Consider the following 17,535-nt stretch of genomic DNA (forward strand, 5'->3'; position numbering starts at 1 on the left):
AATCTAGTCTTGCCTCAAAGGAACTACCTCGACGAGGAGGTAATTCATATATTACTGGCTGTGTTTCGGCACGCTGTTGAGTTCTCAAAGAACACGCGCACACCGTAGCTAATCTCCGAAGAGACGTCGCTTCCGGGGCTGTGTCGTACTTAAGCTTGTATTTGAAACTTCCGACGCCCTTGGCCTCTGAGCTCAGAAGAGCTACCGGCTGGGTCTTCGTCGTTTCCAGGTCACCCACTCTACCACAGTCCGTGGAAGCTTGGTTCGTGATCTGTGTCGCGCTCCGTTCCGGTGTTCCCGGCCCGTTCCTCGCTGACATGGAGAAAGTTACACGCACGCCAACGCAGGGTCAAATCGGGGGCATCGCGGTCACCCACGGTTAAGAAACCGCAGGTCAACAGCCCCGTACAGGACCCATGAACAAGCTATCGCAGCCCCCACGCGTGCACACTGTGACCGCGATCACACGGATAAACACCGAAGGCCGCCGGCCCCGAGAGGGACCGACGGCCTTCCAGCACCAGGAACGTGCAGGTCAGAGCTCTACGTGGACGCTTGCGTTGTTCCGCTTGCCGCGCCGGAGCACCAGCCACTTGCCGTGGAGCAGGTCGGACGCCGCCGGCTTCCACTCCTCGTCGGTCACCTTCGCGTTGTTCACGTAGGCACCGCCCTCGTTGACCGTCCGCCGCGCGGCACCCCGGCTCTCGGCCAGGCCCGACGCGATCAGCAGGTCGACGATCGTGGGCTCGTCCGCCAGCCTGACCTGCCCCTTGGGGGCCTCGGCCAGCGCCGCTTCCAGCACCGGTGCGTCGAGGTCGCGCAGCTCGCCCCGGCCGAACAGCGCCGACGACGCGAGGATGACCTGCTGCGTCGCGCGCTCCCCGTGCACCAGGTCCGTGAACTCCTGCGCGAGCCGCTTCTGCGCGGCCCGCTGGTGCGGGGCCTCCGCGGTCTGCTTCTCGAGCTCGTCCAGTTCCTCACGGGTGAGGAACGTGAACAGGCGCAGGTAGTTGAGCACCGTGACGTCGTCGACGTTCACGAAGTACTGGTACCAGGCGTACGGCGAGGTCATCTCCGGGTCGAGCCACACGCTGCCGCCACCGGTGGACTTGCCGAACTTGCGGCCCTCGGCGTCGGTGACCAGCGGCGCGGTCAGGGCGTGCACGTGCTTGCCCTCTACCCGGCGGACCAGGTCGACCCCGCCGACGATGTTGCCCCACTGGTCCGAGCCGCCGACCTGAAGCGCGGTGCCGTACTTGCGGTTGAGCTCGAGGTAGTCGTTCGACTGCAGCAGCAGGTAGCTGAACTCGGTGTAGGACATGCCGTCGCCCTCGAGGCGGCGCTTCACCGTCTCCCGCGACAGCATGACGTTGATCGAGAAGTGCTTGCCGACGTCGCGCAGGAACTCGAGCGCGCTGACCTGGCCGGTCCAGTTGAGGTTGTTCTCGACGATCGCGCCCGTGGGCGAGTCGTCGAAGTCGACGAAGCGCTCCAGCTGGCCGCGGATCCGGTCGGCCCACTCGGCGACGGTGTCCAGCGAGTTCATCGTGCGCTCACCGGTGTCGCGCGGGTCGCCGATCATGCCCGTCGCCCCGCCCGCCAGCACGATCGGCCGGTGGCCCGCCTTCTGGAAGCGCCGGAGCATGAGCAGCGGGACCATGTTGCCCGCGTGCAGCGACTTCGCCGTCGGGTCGAAACCGCAATAGAGGGTGAGCGGGCCGGCGTCCAGGTCCTTCCGGAGTGCGTCGAGGTCGGTGGACGTCGCGATCAGGCCGCGCCAGGCAAGTTCGTCAAGGATGTGCTCGCTCACGGCACTCATCATCCCCTACCTGGTCCAACAAGTTTCGACCTGGTACTCGGACGGGTACGCACGTGGACATGACGGACCCACGTGATGCGGAGTTACGGCGGCCTACGGAACACATGCCGCGCGTCAACGAGCCCCCTATGCCGCGTGTGAACGAGCCGGTGGTCGAAGAGGTCGTCCAACGCGACGACGACTACCGCAGGGTGCGGACGGTGCGGACCGTCTGCGCGATCATCGACATCGTGTGCTGGACCTTCGCCATCGTGCTGTTGGTGCACATCTTCCTGGTCATCGCGGGTGCGAACGCCAGCAACGGCTTCTTCCAGTTCGTCGCCGGCTGGGCGGACGGGATCACCCTCGGCCTCGACGGCCTCTTCACACCGGACAACGCCTCGCTGGCGACGCTCCTCAACGAGGGCCTGGCCGCTCTCTTGTGGTTGGTCATCGGAGCGTTGCTCACCAACCTGATCGCTCGCGTCGCACTGCCCTCGGGTCACCGGCGTGCCTGGTACCGCAGGACGGTGCGTCACTAGAACAATGGCGGGGTGGCCGAGTACGAGTTCGACGTCGCCCCGTCCTTCGCCGAGGAGGATCGGGAGCGGGTGCTCCCGATCGTCCAACGTTTGAAAGAGCTGGACGTCAAGGTCTTCTACGACGAGGACCAGGTGGTCGAACGGTGGGGCCTCGACCTCGTGGCACACACCTCGGACACCTACAGCCGTCGGGTCCGATACGTGCTCTTGTTCGCGTCTAAGGACTACGTCGAGCACCGGTGGGCACGGCTGCAACGTCAGGCCGCGCAGGCCCGTGCGCTGGAGCAGCAGTCCGAGTTCCTGCTGCCCGTCAGGATCGACAACACGGAAGTGCCCGGTCTGACGCCGACCATCGGATACCTGGACCTGCGCGTCCACGACGCGGACACGATCGCGGACGCTGTCGTGCAGAAGCTGGCGCAACACCGCGCGGAGTTCACCGCCCACACTCCGATCACCCCCAAATCGGTGGCCGCGCTGACGCGCGAGAAGCCTCAGGGCTGGGAGTACCTGCTCTACGTGACCGTTGTGGCGCAAGGGCTGACGGAGCTGGAACCGAAGTACTGGGAGCACTTCCTGCGGTACGCGCCCCGCAACGGGCTCGTCGAGCACGGCAACGGCATCGACCTCATCCGCGATCGCAACGTGCTGCTGAGCGAGATCATCAAGGTCGCCGTGGACGCCGTGTTCACCTCACGCACGCAAGAGGCCGCGTTCGGGAGTCCCGGAGCGCACGGGCACGCGGACCGGATCGTGCATCTCGGTCAGCTGTTCGTGCGCACGTTCGACGAGATCCTGGAGTGGGCGCGGGAGATCCGCGGCACGAGCTACGCCAACGAGCACGCCCGGACAGCCGCGCTCGTGCAGGCCCAGTTCGCTGACCAGCAGCTCGAGGCCATGTACGAGGTCGCCCGGGCACTGCGCGAGGTCGCGGACACCCTGGTCGAGCGCCTGGCCGCCCGTGAGCAGATCAACCTGACCGTGCCCCTCGTCTTCGAGGTGGACCCCGCCCTGGAGCGCGAGTTCCGGACCGCGCTCGACAAGTTGACCAGATGAGTGGTGCGGATCGGCCTGGTCAAGCGGCGCCGGTGGGGCGTCGCTTGCCGCCTCTCTTGTAGGTCGACACGGCCGGGGAGTCGATCCAGAACCGCCACGGCACATCCATCGCCACAGCGACACCGACGCGTGGCCCCGCGTGCACCTGCGAGACGGGATCACCGGCGTAGAGACGCACGGGCGAGGAGGCGGACGTCAGGTCGACGCCGTTCTGCGAGCGGTCGAGCCCGAGGACCTTGCACAGCCGTGCGGGTCCCTTGCCCAGCTCGGCCGCGGAACGCGAAGCAGGACGGCGAGAGAAGGCGATGTCCTCACCGGAGACAACCTCGCCCGCGCGCAACAGCACTGCACCGGGCACGCCGTCGGTCAGCGTCACGACGTTGGCGCAGAAGTGCATGCCGTAGACGAAGTAGACGTACAGGAACCCGGCCGGGCCGAACATGACCTCGTTGCGCGGGGTCTTGCCGCGGTAGCAGTGCGACGCGGGGTCGTCGCCGCCCCGGTACGCCTCCACCTCGACGATGCGCACGCGCACACCGCCTGCCTCCAGGTACGACCCGAGGAGGAGCCGGGACGCATCGACCGGGTCGATGGCCAGCTCCTCCCTGGTCAGCAGCCTAGAACTCACGCGCTGAGGCAGCCTTCGCGACGAGTGCGTCCAGCTGTTCGCGCACGCGCACGGGTGCGGTGCCGCCGTGGGCGTCGCGCGAGGCGATCGAGCCCTCGACGGTCAGCACCGAACGGACCTCGGCGGTCAGCGAGGGCGAGATCGCGAGGAACTCCTCGTCGGTCAGGTCCTCCAGGCCGACGCCGCGGGACTCGGCCGCGCGGACGCACGCGCCGGCGGCCTCGTGCGCCACGCGGAACGGAACGCCTTGGCGCACAAGCCATTCCGCGATGTCGGTGGCCAGGGTGAAGCCGGCGGGAGCGAGCGACGCCATGCGGTCGACGTCGAACTTCAACGTCGCCACCATGCCCGCGAACGCCGGGAGCAGGAGCTCCAGCTGCCCGACGCCGTCGAACAGCGGTTCCTTGTCCTCCTGCAGGTCGCGGTTGTACGCCAGCGGCTGCGCCTTCAGCGTCGCGAGCAGGCCCGCGAGGTTGCCGATGAGGCGGCCCGACTTGCCGCGCGCCAGTTCGGCGACGTCCGGGTTCTTCTTCTGCGGCATGATCGAGCTGCCGGTGGACCACGCGTCGTCGAGCACCGCGAAGCGGAACTCGGCCGTGGTCCAGATGATGACCTCCTCGGCCACGCGGGAGAGGTTCACGCTGATCATGGCCAGCACGAACGCGATCTCGGCGGCGAAGTCGCGCGAGGCCGTGCCGTCGATCGAGTTCTCGACCGGGGCGTAGAAACCGAGGTCCGCGGCCACCTTCGCCGGGTCCAGTCCCAGGGACGACCCGGCGAGAGCACCCGAGCCGTACGGCGAGAACGCGGCGCGCTTGTCCCAGTCGTGCAGGCGGTCGACGTCGCGCAGCAACGCGTGGGCGTGCGCGAGCAGGTGGTGAGAGAGCAGCACGGGCTGTGCGGACTGCAGGTGCGTGCGGCCCGGCATGACGGCACCGAAATGCGTCTCGGACTGCGCGGCCAGGGCGTCGACGACGTCCAGCACACCGGCTGCGACCCGGCGGGCCGCGTCGCGCAGCCACATGCGGAACAGGGTCGCGACCTGGTCGTTGCGGGACCGGCCCGCGCGCAGCTTGCCGCCCAGCTCGACGCCGGCACGGTCGATCAGGCCCCGCTCCAGCGCCGTGTGGACGTCCTCGTCCTCCAGCACCGGGGTGAACGCGCCGGACTCGACGTCGGCGAGCAGCTCGTCCAGCGCCTTCTGCATGCCGGCGAGCTCTTCGTCCGTCAGCAGACCCGCGGCGTGGAGCACACGGGCGTGCGCGCGCGAGCCCGCGATGTCGTACGGCGCCAGCACCCAGTCGAAGTGCGTCGACAACGACAGCCGTGCCATCGCCTCGGCCGGTCCCGACTCGAACCGGCCACCCCACAAAGAACTCATTGCTGCGCAACCTTCATTTTGGCTAACTCTCAGCTAGCGAAGTCGTAGAGCGATTCTTCCGAACGGGCCACCAGCCCGACGACGCGCCCCTCGTACAGCGCGACGTCGACCTCGCCGGACCCCGACGGCAATGCCATCCGCGCGACCCGCACGGCCACCGAGCCCAGACCGGACCTGACCACACCGGCGCGGAAGTTGAGCTCGCGGACGGCCTCGGCGACGGAGACGGTCTCGCCGTCCACCGCCACGGCCACACCCGCGTCGAACGTCAGAACGGCGTGCACGGGCTCATTCATCGACATCGCCCGAGGCGAGCGCGGTGATCCGGTCGGCGAGCTCGGCACCGGTCATCGGCTCGCGGGCGACGACCAGGATCGTGTCGTCCCCCGCGATCGTGCCGACGACCTCGTGCAACGCGGCGCGGTCCAGCGCGGAGGCCAGGAACTGCGCGGCGCCGGGCGGAGTCCGCAGCACCGCGAGGTTGCCGGAGAAGTCCGTCGAGACCAGCAGTTCGCCCAGCACGCGGACCAGGCGCGTGGTGCCGCCCTGGACACCGCGCACGGGGCTGCCGTCCTCCGGGATCACGTAGACCGGCGCACCGCCGTCGGGGCCGCGCAGCTTGACCGCGCCCAGCTCGTCGAGGTCGCGCGACAACGTGGCCTGCGTGACGTCGATGCCTTCCGCAGCAAGCAGTTTCGCGAGCTCGGACTGGCTGCGCACGGCCTGATGGGACACCATCTCGACTATGCGGCCCTGACGAGCGGTGCGGGTCATGACGACTGCTCCAGCAACCAGACGAGCAACGCCTTCTGCGCGTGCAGCCTGTTCTCCGCTTCCTGCCACACGAGTGACTGCGGGCCGTCGAGCACGTCGTCGGTGATCTCCCAGCCGCGGTGCGCGGGCAGGCAGTGCAGCACCGTCGAGTCCGGCTTGCCCGTCGCCTCGAGCAGAGAGGCGTTCACCTGGTACGGGCGGAACGGGCCGACGCGGTCCTTGCCGTCGTTCTCCTGTCCCATCGACGTCCAGGTGTCGGTGACCAGCACGTCCGAGCCGTCGACCGACTCACGCGGGTCGCTGATCAGCGCCACCGAGCCACCGGTCTCGGCGGCCCGCTTCTTGGCGTCCTCCAGGAACTGCGGGTTCGGCACGAAGCCGCGAGGCGCGCCGATGCGGACGTGCATACCGGCCGTGGCACCACCGAGCATCAACGAGTGCGCCATGTTGTTGGCGCCGTCGCCCAGGTACGTCAGCGTCAGACCGGCCAGCTTGCCGTAACGGCGGCGGATCGTCTGCAGGTCCGCGAGCACCTGGCACGGGTGGAACTCGTCCGTCAGCGCGTTGACGACCGGAATGCGCGACACGGAGGCCATGGCCTCCATGCGTGCCTGCGCGAACGTCCGCCACACCACGGCGTCGACGTAGCCGGAGAGGATCCGCGAGGTGTCCTCGATCGTCTCCTCGCGGCCCAGCTGCATCGACCGGCCGTCGATGATCACCGGGTTGCCGCCGAGCTGCGCGATGCCGACCTCGAACGAGAGCCGGGTGCGCGTGGAGTTCTTCTCGAAGATCACGGCGACGGACTTGGGGCCCGCCAGCGGCTTCGCGGTGAACCGGTCCGCCTTGTACGCGTCCGCCAGGTCGAGGACGGCCGCCTGCTCCTCGGTGGACAGGTCGTCGTCGCGCAGGAAGTGCCTGAGGCTCACGGCGTCTCCTCGAAGAAGGTGGGGAGCGCGGCGACGAAGGCCTGCGCGTCGGACTCTTCCAGAACCAGGGGCGGAGCGAGTCGCAGCACGTCGGGCTGGATCGGGTTGATCAGGTAGCCGGCCTTCTGCGCGGCCGCCGCGGCCTTCGCCGAGACCGCCTCGCGCAGCGTGATGCCGAGCAGCAGGCCCGCTCCCCTGACTCCGGAGATCATGGGGTGGTGCAACGCCTCCACACCCGTGGCGATCTCCTTGCCCACGGACGAGACGTGCTCCAGCAGGCCTTCCGAGGCGATCGTGTCGAGCACGGCGAGACCGGCCGCGCAGCACACCGGGTTGCCGCCGTACGTCGTGCCGTGGTGGCCGGGCTTGAACAGCTCCGCCGCCGCGCCGAAGCCGATGGTGGCGCCCAGCGGCAGGCCGCCGCCGATGCCCTTGGCCAGCGTCATCACGTCCGGCACGATCCCGGCCTGCTGGAACGCGAACCACGTGCCGAGGCGGCCGATGCCGGTCTGCACCTCGTCGAGGATGAACAGCGCGCCGTGCTCGGAGGTGATCCGGCGGACCTCCTGCAGGTAGCCCGCGGGCGGCACCATGACGCCCTGCTCACCCTGGATCGGCTCGACGATGAACGCCGCCGTGTCGTCGTCGATCGCGGCCTCGAGTGCGGCGACGTCACCGAACGGGACGTGCGAGACACCGGGCACGAGCGGCTCGAACGGCGCGCGCTTGGGCTCCTGGCCGGTGAGCGTCAGCGCGCCCATCGTGCGGCCGTGGAACCCGCCGAGCGTGGAGATGATCTTGGTGCGGCCGGTGAGGCGCGCCATCTTCAGCGCCGCCTCGTTGGCCTCGGCGCCGGAGTTGCAGAAGAAGACCTTGCCGGGCTCCCCCGCGAGGTCCAGCAGGCGTTCGGCGAGCTTCAGCGCGGGCTCGTTGACGTACAGGTTACCGGTGTGGCCGAGCTTCGCGATCTGGGTCGAGACCGCCTCGACGATCGCCGGGTGGGCGTGGCCGAGGGCGTTGACGGCGAGGCCGGTCAGCAGGTCGACGTAACGGTTCCCGTCCGCGTCCCAGACGTGCGCGCCCTCACCTCGCTCCAACTGCAACGAAGGTGTGCCGTAGTTGTCCATCATGGACTGTTGCCACCGCGTGGTCACTTGTCCCCCAAGACCATCGTTCCGACACCTTCAGTGGTGAAGACTTCGAGTAGAACGCTGTGGGCCAGCCGGCCGTCGATCACGTGCGCCTGCGGGACCCCGCCGCGCACCGCGCGCAGGCAGGCCTCCATCTTCGGCACCATGCCGCTTTCCAGGTCCGGCAGGATCTTCTCCAGCTCGGAGGCGCGGATCTGGTTCAGCAACGACGTGCGGTCCGGCCAGTTCGCGTAGAGACCTTCGACGTCCGTGAGCACGACGAGCTTCTCCGCGCCGAGAGCGACCGCGAGAGCGCCGGCCGCCGTGTCCGCGTTCACGTTGTGCGGCACGCCGTGGATGTCCGGCGCGACCGACGACACGACCGGGATGCGGCCCGCACGCACGATGTCGAGCACCGCGTCCGGGTTGACCTCGGTGATGTCGCCGACGAGGCCGATGTCGACCTCCTCACCCTCCACGATCGCGCCGCGGCGGGTGGCCGTGAACAGGTGCGCGTCCTCGCCGGAGATGCCGACGGCGTACGGACCGTGCTGGTTGATCAGGCCGACGAGCTCACGCCCGACCTGCCCGACCAGGACCATCCGCACGACGTCCATGGCCTCGGGCGTCGTGACGCGCAGGCCGCCGCGGAACTCGCTGTGGATGCCGAGCCTGTCGAGCATCGACTTGATCTGCGGGCCGCCGCCGTGCACGACGACCGGGCGCAGGCCGCACAGCCGCAGGAACACCATGTCCTCGGCGAACGCCTTCTTCAGCTCGTCGTCGACCATGGCGTTGCCGCCGTACTTGACGACCACGAGCGCGCCGCGGAAACGCTCCAGCCACGGCAGCGCTTCGACGAGGACTGCCGCCTTTTCTTGTGCGTTCATGAGGAGTACGCGCTGTTCTCTTCGACGTAGTCGTGGGACAGGTCCGTGGTGAGCACGGTGGCTTCGGCCTCGCCGACGTTGAGGTCGATGACGATCTCGATGTCACGGCCCGACAGGTCGGCCTCGCCGCGGTCGCGGTCGCGGGTTCCGTTGCGGTAGAGCGACACTCCGTTGATCAGGATCTGGAGCACGTCCGGGTCGATCTCGGCGTCCGCGCGGCCCAGGGCCATCGCGATGCGGCCCCAGTTCGGGTCACTGCCGAACAGCGCCGTCTTCACCAGGTTGTCCTCGGCGACCGTGCGTCCGATGTGGACGGCCTCGGCCTCGGTGGCGGCCTGCCTGACGGTGATGCTGATTTCCTTCGTCACGCCCTCGGCGTCCCCCTGGAGCTGCTTGACCAGGTCACCCGCGACCTCGGTCAGCAACACGACGAAGTCGTCGAACGAGGGCTCGACACCCGAGGCGCCGGAAGCCAGCACCAGCACGGTGTCGTTGGTGGACGTGCCGCCGTCGACGTCGAGCCGGTCGAACGTCCGCGAGGTGGCCAGGCGCAGCGCCTTGTCCAGCGCGTCTCCGGAGATCTTGGCGTCGGTCGTGATGACCGACAGCATCGTGGCCATGTTGGGGGCGAGCATGCCCGCGCCCTTCACGAACCCGCCGACGGACCAGCCCTGCTCGGAGGCCTTCCACGACTGCTTGGGGCGGCTGTCCGTGGTCATCACGCCGGTGGCGGCGTTCAGGCCGGCCTCGACGGACGAGTCCAGCTCCTTCGCGACGTTCTCGACGCCGGTCAGGATCTTGTCCATCGGCAGGCGCTCGCCGATCAGGCCGGTGGAGCAGACCGCGACGTCGACCGCGCCGGTGCCGAGCACCTCGGCGACCTTCTCCGCGGTGGTGTGGGTGTCCTGGAAGCCCTCGGGGCCGGTGCACGCGTTGGCGCCACCGGAGTTGAGCACGACCGCGGTGAGGCGCCGGGACTGGATGACCTGCTGCGACCACAACACGGGCGCGGCCTTCACCTTGTTCGTGGTGAAGACACCCGCGGCGGCGTCGGACGGCCCGTCGTTGACGACGAGGGTGAGGTCCAGCGCGCCGGATTCCTTGATCCCGGCGGCGATCCCGGCGGCCCGGAAGCCCTGGGGTCCGGTGACGCCCTTGTTGCGGTTCACGGAGCGACTCCAACGGTCGAGAGGCCGGTCGTTTCCGGCAGTCCGAGAGCGAGGTTCATGCACTGGACAGCGGCACCGGCGGTGCCCTTGGCCAGGTTGTCGACGGCGGCCACGACCACGAGCCGGCCCAGGTCCTCGTCGACGGTCACTTGCAGTTGGACGGCGTTCGACCCGAGCACGGCGTTCGTCGTCGGCCAGAGGCCTTCGGGCAGCAGGTGCACGAACGGCTCGTCCGCGTACGCCTTCTCGTAGGCCGCGCGAACGTTTGCTGTGACGTTCAAAGCGGCTGTTTTGAGCTGGGCCGAGCAGGTCGCGAGGATGCCCCGCGACATCGGCGCGAGCACCGGCGTGAAGCTGACCTTGATCGGCCGGCCCGCCGCCGCGGTGAGGTTCTGGGTGATCTCGGGCGTGTGCCGGTGCGCGCCGCCGACGCCGTACGCGCTGGCGGAGCCCATGACCTCGGAACCGAGCAGGTTCGTCTTCAGCGACTTGCCGGCGCCGGACGTGCCCGACACGGCGACGATGACGACCTCGTCCTCGATCAGGTCGACGGCCGGTGCGAGGGCCAGCGAGGAGACCGTCGGGTAGCAGCCGGGCACGGCGACGCGGCGGGCGCCGACGAGCGCGTCCCGCCCGTTGGGAAGCTCGGGAAGTCCGTACGGCCAGGTGCCGGCGTGCTCACCGCCGTACCACCGCTTCCAGTCGTCCGCGCTGGTCAGCCGGTGGTCGGCGCCGCAGTCGATCACGACCGTGTCGTCGCCGAGTTGCTCGGCGAGCGCGGCTGAGTGACCGTGGGGAAGTGCGAGGAACACCACGTCGTGGCCCTTGAGGGTCTCGACTGTGGTGTCTTGTAGGTCTCGGTCGGCGAGCGGCAGGAGGTGCGGCTGGTGCTTCAGCAACTTGTCACCGGCGCTGCTGTTGGCCGTCAGCGCGCCGATCTCGATGTCCGGATGGCCCAGTAGCAGGCGGAGCAGCTCGCCACCCGCGTACCCGCTGGCGCCCGCGACCGCGATCCTCACTGTCATACGCATGATTATGCACGGTCATGCAAACTCACTCAACCGAGTATGGCCACCTGGCCACCCGATCGGGGCCACCTGGCGCTGGGGAGGGTGAGCGGGGTCGACCATGATGATCAGCGTGAACGTGAAGGTGCGCGACGGGCTGTGGGCGGCGGGCGTCCTCCTGTTGGCGCTGGTGACGCTGGCGGCACCGCTGGGCAGGCCCGCCGCACCGTGGCTGATCGTGCTCTCGGCGCTGTGGGCGGCGGCGCTCGTGCCGATCAGCGCACGCTGGCCGAAGTGGGCGATCGTGCTCACAGCTCCCCTCAACGGGGTCAGCAACCTGCTCGCGATCGCCCCGACGTCACTCGTGATCTTCCGCTCGACCCGGTCGATCCGGTCCCAGGGGCAGCTGTGGGCGCTGGTGGGCGTCACCTCGGCGCTGCAGGCGGCGTTCGGCGCGCTGCACTCGTGGCGTGCCGGGGACAGCCTGCTCGAGTACGTCCTCGGCACCGCGTTCTCGATCGTGTTCCTGCTGGTCTTCCCCGCCGTGTCCGGGGCGCTGATCGGGCGGCGCAAGCCGTTGACGCAGGTGCTGATGGAACGCAACGACTACCTGGAACACGCGCGCGCGTTGACCGCGAGCACTGCCCGGTCGGCTACGCGCGCACACATCGCCAGCGAGATGCACGACATGCTCAGCCATCGGCTCCGGCAGCTGACCGCGCACGCGGGCGCGCTGGAGCAGTCCGCTGCCGAGCAAGCCCCTGAGCTGCGCGAACAGGTCGAGCTGATTCGCAAGACGTCCGCGGTCGCGATGGAGGAACTGCGGGAGATCCTGGGTGTGCTCGGTGCTTCCTCCGAACACGACGAGGACGCCGGTACGCGCGCAGACGTCGAACGGCTCGTGGCGGCGTCTTCTGCTGCCGGCCTCTCCGTCTACCTCGACTGGTCCGGCGCTGATCTGGCCGATGCCGACGCACGCCTTCGCAGGGCGGTGCACCGGGTCGTGCGTGAAGCACTCACGAACGTGCACAAGCACGCGCCGTCGGCTCGCACGCAGGTCTCCGTGGCCGTGGCCGACCGGGTGCGCGTCGAGGTCGTCAACGGTCCCAGCGCCGCGCCCCGGGGTGCCGGCACCCGTCGCGGGCTCATCGGCCTGGAGGAACGCGTCGAGCTGATCGGCGGGTCGTTCCTCGCCGAGGTGCCGACCGGCGAGGGGTTCCGGGTCACGGCCAGCCTGCCGTTGCACCCGGTCGTGCAGGAGGAGACCGGCGCGGCGGGTGCCGTGACGGAGGCACCTCCGCCGATCACCGCCGAGGTCCTGACCGTGCCGCGCGTCGTCGGCGGCGGTTGTCTGGCCACGCTCTCGCTCGTTCCCGCGCTCGGCACGGCGCTCGTGCTGCTCGTCGTCGCGGTCTTCGGCCGCCAGGAGGTGAGCCAGGAGGAGTTCGACGGGTTCCAGCTGTCGGTCACGCACGAGCAGGAAGTCACCGAGACGTTCGGCTTCGGTGTGCCGTCGGACAACGGCGGGTGCTTCCGCTACCACGTGCGCGACTCGGACGACCGCGACTTCGAGTTCTGCTTCGACCGGAACTCCGGCCTGATGACCGCGAAGAAGGAGCTCGCCCGATGAGGTTCGTCTGGCCCGCGCTCGCGTTCCTCGTGGGCCTCGTGCCGTTGATCGCCCCGCTGGCACCGACGCCGCACCCGCTGCTGACCACCGCCAGCGCGCTGTGGGTCGCCGCGCTCGTGTGGTTCGCCCCGCGCAGGCCGGAGTGGGTGTTGCTGCTGACGGCGCCGCTCTTCGCGGTCAACAACCTCTGGGCGATGGCCACCACGATGTTCGTGGTGTTCGCCGCGTCCCGGAGCATTCCCCGGCTCCGGCGGTTGTGGGCGTTGCTGGGCGTGACCACGCTCCTGCAGACCGCCTTCGGCCTCTTCCAGGTCCACGAGGCGATGCCGCTGTGGGAGAGCCTGGCCGGCGGGATCCTCGGAGCGGTCTTCTTCGTGGTGTTCCCCGCCGTCTCCGGCATGCTGCTCGGCCGCCGCAGGCCGATGGTCCGGTTGCTGCAGGAGCGCAACGAGTACCTCGAACGCGCCCGCGCCCTCACCGCCGCGTCGGCCCGGTCCGACGAACGCGCGCACATCGCCGGCGAGATGCACGACATGCTCGGCCACCGGCTCAGCCTGATCTCCATCCACGCCGGGGCGCTGGAGCTGACCACCGCGAAGAAGGCCCCGCAGCTGCACGAGCAGGCCGAGCTGATCCGCACCACGTCGTCGCTCGCGATGGCCGAACTGCGCGAGATCCTCGGCGTGCTGCGGACGAACCCCGAACCCGAGTCGCTCGACGAGGACACCGGCACCCGGTCCGACATCGCCGCGCTGGTCGAGGGTTCCGGACTCGCCGCGACGCTCGACTGGTCCGGGGACGACCTGCACGGAGCCGACCCGCGCACCCGCCGCGCGGTGCACCGGGTGGTCCGCGAGGCCCTGACCAACGTCGGCAAGCACGCACCGTCCGCACGCGCTCGGGTGCAGGTGGCGGTCCAGGGCGGCCGGGCGCGCATCCAGGTGCTGAACGGGCCTACGTCCGCGGTCGAGGGCAAGGGCGCCCGGCGCGGTCTGATCGGCCTGGAGGAACGGGTCGGCCTGCTCGGCGGGTCCTTCAGCGCGGGCCGTCCGGTCGAGGGCGGGTTCCGGGTGGCGGCGGACGTGCCGCTGCACCCGCCCGCCCAGGCCGACCAGGCGGCCGCCGAGGTCGGCGAGGTGCCTCCGCCGCTCGCCGCCGAGGTCCTGACCGTGCCGCGGGTGCTCGGCGGCGGCTGTCTCGGTCTGCTGGCGTTGCTGCCGATCAGCGGCGGTCTGGTCGTGCTGCTGCTGTTCGCGTTGTTCAACCCGACGCAGATGAACGCGCCGTACTTCGACTCGCTGCAGGTGGGCGTCACGCCCGAGGGCGAGGTCATGGAGCAGTTCGGCGTGGGGCAGCTCGGCATCGACGGTTGCTCGCGGTTCCAGACCTCGCACAGCCCCGACCTCGTCTACAAGCTCTGCTTCCGCGAGGGGAAGTTGGACTCGAAGGAGCAGGAGAGGCCGTAGGGTGCGGGGCGTGATCCGAGTGCTCATCGCCGATGACGAAACGCTCATGCGCGCCGGCATTCGGCTGATCCTGGAGAACGATCCCGAGATCACCGTGGTCGCCGAGGCCAGCGACGGCAGGCAGGCCGTCGAGCTCACCCTCAAGCACACGGTCGACGTCGCGTTGCTCGACATCCGCATGCCGGGCGGTGACGGGCTCAAGGCCGCCGAGCAGATCGCGTCGAGGGCCCACGTCGTCATGCTCACGACGTTCGGCGAGGACTCCTACGTGGCGCAGGCGATGAAGGTCGGCGCGACCGGGTTCCTGCTCAAGGACACCCCGCCGCAGGAGCTGATCAACGCCGTCCGCAAGGCCGCGCGGGGCGAGCCGATCCTGGCGCCGCAGATCACCAAGCGCCTGATCGAGAAGCACCTCGCCGCACCGGACGACGGTTCGGCGGCGCGCCGCAAGATCGACGCGCTCACCGAGACCGAGCGCAACGTGCTCAAGCTCGTGGGCGAAGGCCTGTCCAACACCGAGATCGGTGAGCAGCTCTTCATGGCGACCGGCACGGTGAAGGCGCACATCAGCCGGATCCTGCCCAAGCTGGAGGTCACCAACCGCGTGCAGGCCGCCATCGTGGCCCACGACGCCGGACTCACCCGGTCGTGATCACCGGGTCGTGAAGCGGTCCAGCGCCCGGATCTTGTTGGTGGCGTCCAGTGCCGCGATCTTGTAGGCCTCGGACAGCGTCGGGTAGTTGAAGACCGTGTCGACCAGGTAGTCGACCGTGCCACCGCACCCCATCACGGCCTGGCCGATGTGCACGAGGTCCGTGGCGCCGGTGCCGAAGACGTGCACACCGAGGATCTTGCGGTCCACAGTGGACACCAGCAGCTTCAGCATGCCGTACGCGTCGCCGATGATCTGGCCGCGCGCGAGTTCGCGGTAACGGGAGATGCCCACCTCGTACGGCACCGCGGACGACGTGAGCTCGGTCTCCGTCGCGCCGCAGTACGAGATCTCCGGGATCGTGTAGATGCCGATGGGCTGCAACGCCGTCAGGTCGTGCACCGGCTCGCCGAACGCGTGGTACGCGGCCAGGCGGCCCTGGTCCATCGACGTCGCGGCCAGCGCCGGGAAGCCGATCACGTCACCCACGGCGTAGATGTGCTCGACGGGCGTGCGGTAGTGCTCGTCGACGCTCAGCCGGCCGCGGTTGTCCGCCTCCAGCCCGGCGGCGGCGAGGTCCAGCTTCTCCGTGGTGCCCTGGCGGCCGGCCGAGTACATGACTGCGGCGGCCGGGATGCGCTTGCCGGAGGCCAGGGTCGTGATGGTGCCGCCCTGGGAGACCTCGACGTTCACGACCTTCTCGCCGAAGCGGAACGTGACGGCCTGGTCGCGCAGGTGGAACTTGAGCGACTCGACGATCTCCGGATCGCAGAAGTCCAGCATCCGTTCGCGCTGCTCCACGACCGTGACGCGGGTGCCGAGGGCGGCGAACATCGACGCGTACTCGATGCCGATCACGCCGGCGCCGACCACGACCAGCGACGACGGGATCTCGGTGAGCGCGAAGACCTCGTCGGAGTCGAGGATGCGTTCCTCGTCGAAGTCCACGACGGACGGACGCGCCGGCGTCGTGCCCGTCGCGATCACGATGAACTCGCCGGTGATCGTCGTGTGGTCGCCGCGGTGGGCCCCGTCGACCGTCACGGTGTGCTCGTCGACGAACCGGCCGAAGCCGTTGAGCAGATCGATGCCGTTGCGGTGCAACTGCGCGCGCACGACCTGCACCTCGCGGCCGATCACGTGCTGTGTGCGGGCCATCAGGTCGTTGATCGTGATGTCCTGCTTGACGCGGTAGCTGGCGCCGTACAGCTCGCGCTGGCTCATGCCCGTCAGGAACATGACGGCTTCGCGCAGCGTCTTCGACGGGATGGTTCCCGTGTTCGCGCAGACGCCACCGACCATCTCCTGCTTGTCGATGATCGCCACGCGCTTGCCCAGTTTCGCACCCGCGATCGCCGCTTTCTGGCCGCCAGGACCAGAGCCGATGACGATCAGGTCGTAGTCGTACGGCGTCATGGTCGACAGCCTACGTCGCGGAATGCGATTCCACGGCTGAACGAAAATGAACTCAGCGAACTCCGGCCCTGGCCTCGCCGCTCCGGAACGGCAGCAGGTCGAGCAGACGGCCGGTGGCGCGGTAGTCCGCGACCCGTTCGGCGAACGGCCGCTGCACGATCCGGTGCACGGCCTCCTTGCTCAGCCGCTCGTAGGCGGGAACCGTGTCGTTGCCCAGGAAGTCCCAGCGCGCCACCCGGTCCGCGTAGTTGAACGCGGGCAGCGGGCCGCCGAACAACGGCCGGTACTGCGCGGGGGTCTTGCCTCCCGGCACGGGCATCGGCCCGGCGACGGTGATCGCGTACGTGACGATCTCGCCGGGCGGCAGCAACCGGGACCGCATCCGGTCGAACTGACCGGCGATCACCAGGTTCTGCTCGCGGGACGAGAACTCGAACACGGCCTGCGCCGGATCCGCCCACGCCGCCGTGGTGTCCGGGTCGATGATCCCCGCGTCGCGCAGCTCCTGGACGGCTGCGATCCCGCCGTGCAGGTAGGCGGCGTGCATCGCGCCCAGGTCCATGAAGATGTGCTTCTGCATCGACATCAGCATCGACGAGAACCAGCGCAGCTCCGGGATCGAGCCGAGGTCGAGCATGCCGGCGGCGAACGCGGGCGCGCCGATGTTCGCGAAACCCATCCACCGCAACGTGTCCGGGTACGTGAGGTAGAGCTTCGCGTAGAAGTCGTAGACGGCGAAGATCACCGCGCGGTTCGACTCGGCGGAACGCTGCGGGTCCCACTCGGACAGGTTGACGCCCGCGTCCTCGGCGGCGCGGACGATCCAGTACTGCCACAGCAACGCCTTGAACCTCGTCGGCGCGAGGCCCCTGGCCCGGTAACCGGCGAGCGCGGCCTCGATCGTGGCACGGTCGGACGGCAGGTCGGGGTGCACTCCACCCCGCTGTTCGCCGTTTCCGTTCACCAGCGGCAGATCCAGGTAATCCACCGTGTCCGCTTTGGTAGCACCCATGCTGCCGAGCACGAGCGCCGCCACGACCATGAGCACGCGCATGAACGCGAACTGT

Annotated in this window: 17 protein-coding genes; 5 read left to right on the forward strand and 12 right to left on the reverse strand. The window is 69.1% G+C overall.

Annotated elements, in window-relative coordinates; translation table 11 throughout:
- Positions 1-535: 535 nt before the first annotated feature.
- Positions 536-1,810 (reverse strand): tyrosine--tRNA ligase, encoded by a 1,275-nt coding sequence (tyrS, locus tag PV646_RS00005; RefSeq protein WP_500339363.1) that lies wholly within the window; start codon positions 1,808-1,810, stop codon positions 536-538.
- Positions 1,811-1,947: 137 nt separating this feature from the next.
- Between tyrS and PV646_RS00010 the strand changes: the two genes are divergently transcribed.
- Positions 1,948-2,340, forward strand: coding sequence for a hypothetical protein (locus tag PV646_RS00010; RefSeq protein ID WP_500339364.1), 393 nt, complete (start codon positions 1,948-1,950; stop codon positions 2,338-2,340).
- Between the two features lie 12 nt (positions 2,341-2,352).
- Positions 2,353-3,396: a toll/interleukin-1 receptor domain-containing protein gene (locus tag PV646_RS00015; RefSeq protein WP_500339365.1), complete on the forward strand. Its 1,044-nt coding sequence runs from the start codon at positions 2,353-2,355 to the stop codon at positions 3,394-3,396.
- Positions 3,397-3,415: 19 nt separating this feature from the next.
- Here the strand turns inward: PV646_RS00015 and PV646_RS00020 are convergent, their stop codons facing one another.
- Genes PV646_RS00020 through argC form a run of 9 tightly spaced genes read right to left on the reverse strand, consistent with a single transcriptional unit; the run spans position 3,416 to position 11,322 of the window.
- Positions 3,416-4,024: a DNA-3-methyladenine glycosylase gene (locus PV646_RS00020; protein WP_500339366.1), complete on the reverse strand. Its 609-nt coding sequence runs from the start codon at positions 4,022-4,024 to the stop codon at positions 3,416-3,418.
- Entirely contained in the window at positions 4,014-5,405 is a 1,392-nt protein-coding gene (gene argH / locus PV646_RS00025; RefSeq protein ID WP_500339367.1) for an argininosuccinate lyase, read from the reverse strand. Before argH ends, PV646_RS00020 begins: the two co-directional genes overlap by 11 nt.
- A 29-nt stretch (positions 5,406-5,434) precedes the next feature.
- Positions 5,435-5,707: a hypothetical protein gene (locus PV646_RS00030; protein ID WP_500339368.1), complete on the reverse strand. Its 273-nt coding sequence runs from the start codon at positions 5,705-5,707 to the stop codon at positions 5,435-5,437.
- Positions 5,694-6,179, reverse strand: coding sequence for an arginine repressor (locus PV646_RS00035; RefSeq protein WP_500339369.1), 486 nt, complete (start codon positions 6,177-6,179; stop codon positions 5,694-5,696). The genes PV646_RS00030 and PV646_RS00035 overlap by 14 nt, the downstream gene beginning before the upstream one ends.
- The gene (gene argF / locus PV646_RS00040) at positions 6,176-7,108 is read right to left on the reverse strand and encodes an ornithine carbamoyltransferase (RefSeq protein ID WP_500339370.1); all 933 of its coding nucleotides are present in this window, start codon (positions 7,106-7,108) and stop codon (positions 6,176-6,178) included. Before argF ends, PV646_RS00035 begins: the two co-directional genes overlap by 4 nt.
- Positions 7,105-8,238, reverse strand: a complete 1,134-nt coding sequence (locus tag PV646_RS00045) for an acetylornithine transaminase (RefSeq protein ID WP_500339371.1) — start codon at positions 8,236-8,238, stop codon at positions 7,105-7,107. Before PV646_RS00045 ends, argF begins: the two co-directional genes overlap by 4 nt.
- A 20-nt stretch (positions 8,239-8,258) precedes the next feature.
- Positions 8,259-9,128, reverse strand: coding sequence for an acetylglutamate kinase (argB, locus tag PV646_RS00050; RefSeq protein ID WP_500339372.1), 870 nt, complete (start codon positions 9,126-9,128; stop codon positions 8,259-8,261).
- Entirely contained in the window at positions 9,125-10,297 is a 1,173-nt protein-coding gene (gene argJ / locus PV646_RS00055) for a bifunctional glutamate N-acetyltransferase/amino-acid acetyltransferase ArgJ (protein WP_500339373.1), read from the reverse strand. The genes argB and argJ overlap by 4 nt, the downstream gene beginning before the upstream one ends.
- Positions 10,294-11,322 (reverse strand): N-acetyl-gamma-glutamyl-phosphate reductase, encoded by a 1,029-nt coding sequence (argC, locus tag PV646_RS00060; protein WP_500339374.1) that lies wholly within the window; start codon positions 11,320-11,322, stop codon positions 10,294-10,296. Before argC ends, argJ begins: the two co-directional genes overlap by 4 nt.
- A gap of 115 nt (positions 11,323-11,437) precedes the next feature.
- Here argC and PV646_RS00065 point away from each other — a divergent pair, with 115 nt between their 5' ends.
- The 3 genes from PV646_RS00065 to PV646_RS00075 are packed head-to-tail and all read left to right on the forward strand — an operon-like array spanning position 11,438 to position 15,052.
- The gene (locus PV646_RS00065) at positions 11,438-12,934 is read left to right on the forward strand and encodes a sensor histidine kinase (protein ID WP_500339375.1); all 1,497 of its coding nucleotides are present in this window, start codon (positions 11,438-11,440) and stop codon (positions 12,932-12,934) included.
- Positions 12,931-14,400, forward strand: a complete 1,470-nt coding sequence (locus tag PV646_RS00070) for a sensor histidine kinase (protein ID WP_500339376.1) — start codon at positions 12,931-12,933, stop codon at positions 14,398-14,400. Before PV646_RS00065 ends, PV646_RS00070 begins: the two co-directional genes overlap by 4 nt.
- Positions 14,401-14,410: 10 nt before the next feature.
- The gene (locus tag PV646_RS00075; RefSeq protein ID WP_500339377.1) at positions 14,411-15,052 is read left to right on the forward strand and encodes a response regulator; all 642 of its coding nucleotides are present in this window, start codon (positions 14,411-14,413) and stop codon (positions 15,050-15,052) included.
- On the opposite strand, the gene sthA is transcribed toward PV646_RS00075, so the two are convergent.
- Together sthA and PV646_RS00085 are read right to left on the reverse strand one after the other, a co-directional pair.
- Positions 15,053-16,468, reverse strand: coding sequence for a Si-specific NAD(P)(+) transhydrogenase (gene sthA / locus PV646_RS00080; protein WP_500339378.1), 1,416 nt, complete (start codon positions 16,466-16,468; stop codon positions 15,053-15,055).
- Between the two features lie 52 nt (positions 16,469-16,520).
- Positions 16,521-17,522, reverse strand: coding sequence for a hypothetical protein (locus tag PV646_RS00085; protein WP_500339379.1), 1,002 nt, complete (start codon positions 17,520-17,522; stop codon positions 16,521-16,523).
- Positions 17,523-17,535 lie beyond the last annotated feature (13 nt).

Source organism: Streptomyces sp. ID05-26A (genome assembly GCF_033794685.1).
Taxonomy (GTDB): Bacteria; Actinomycetota; Actinomycetes; order Mycobacteriales; family Pseudonocardiaceae; genus Lentzea.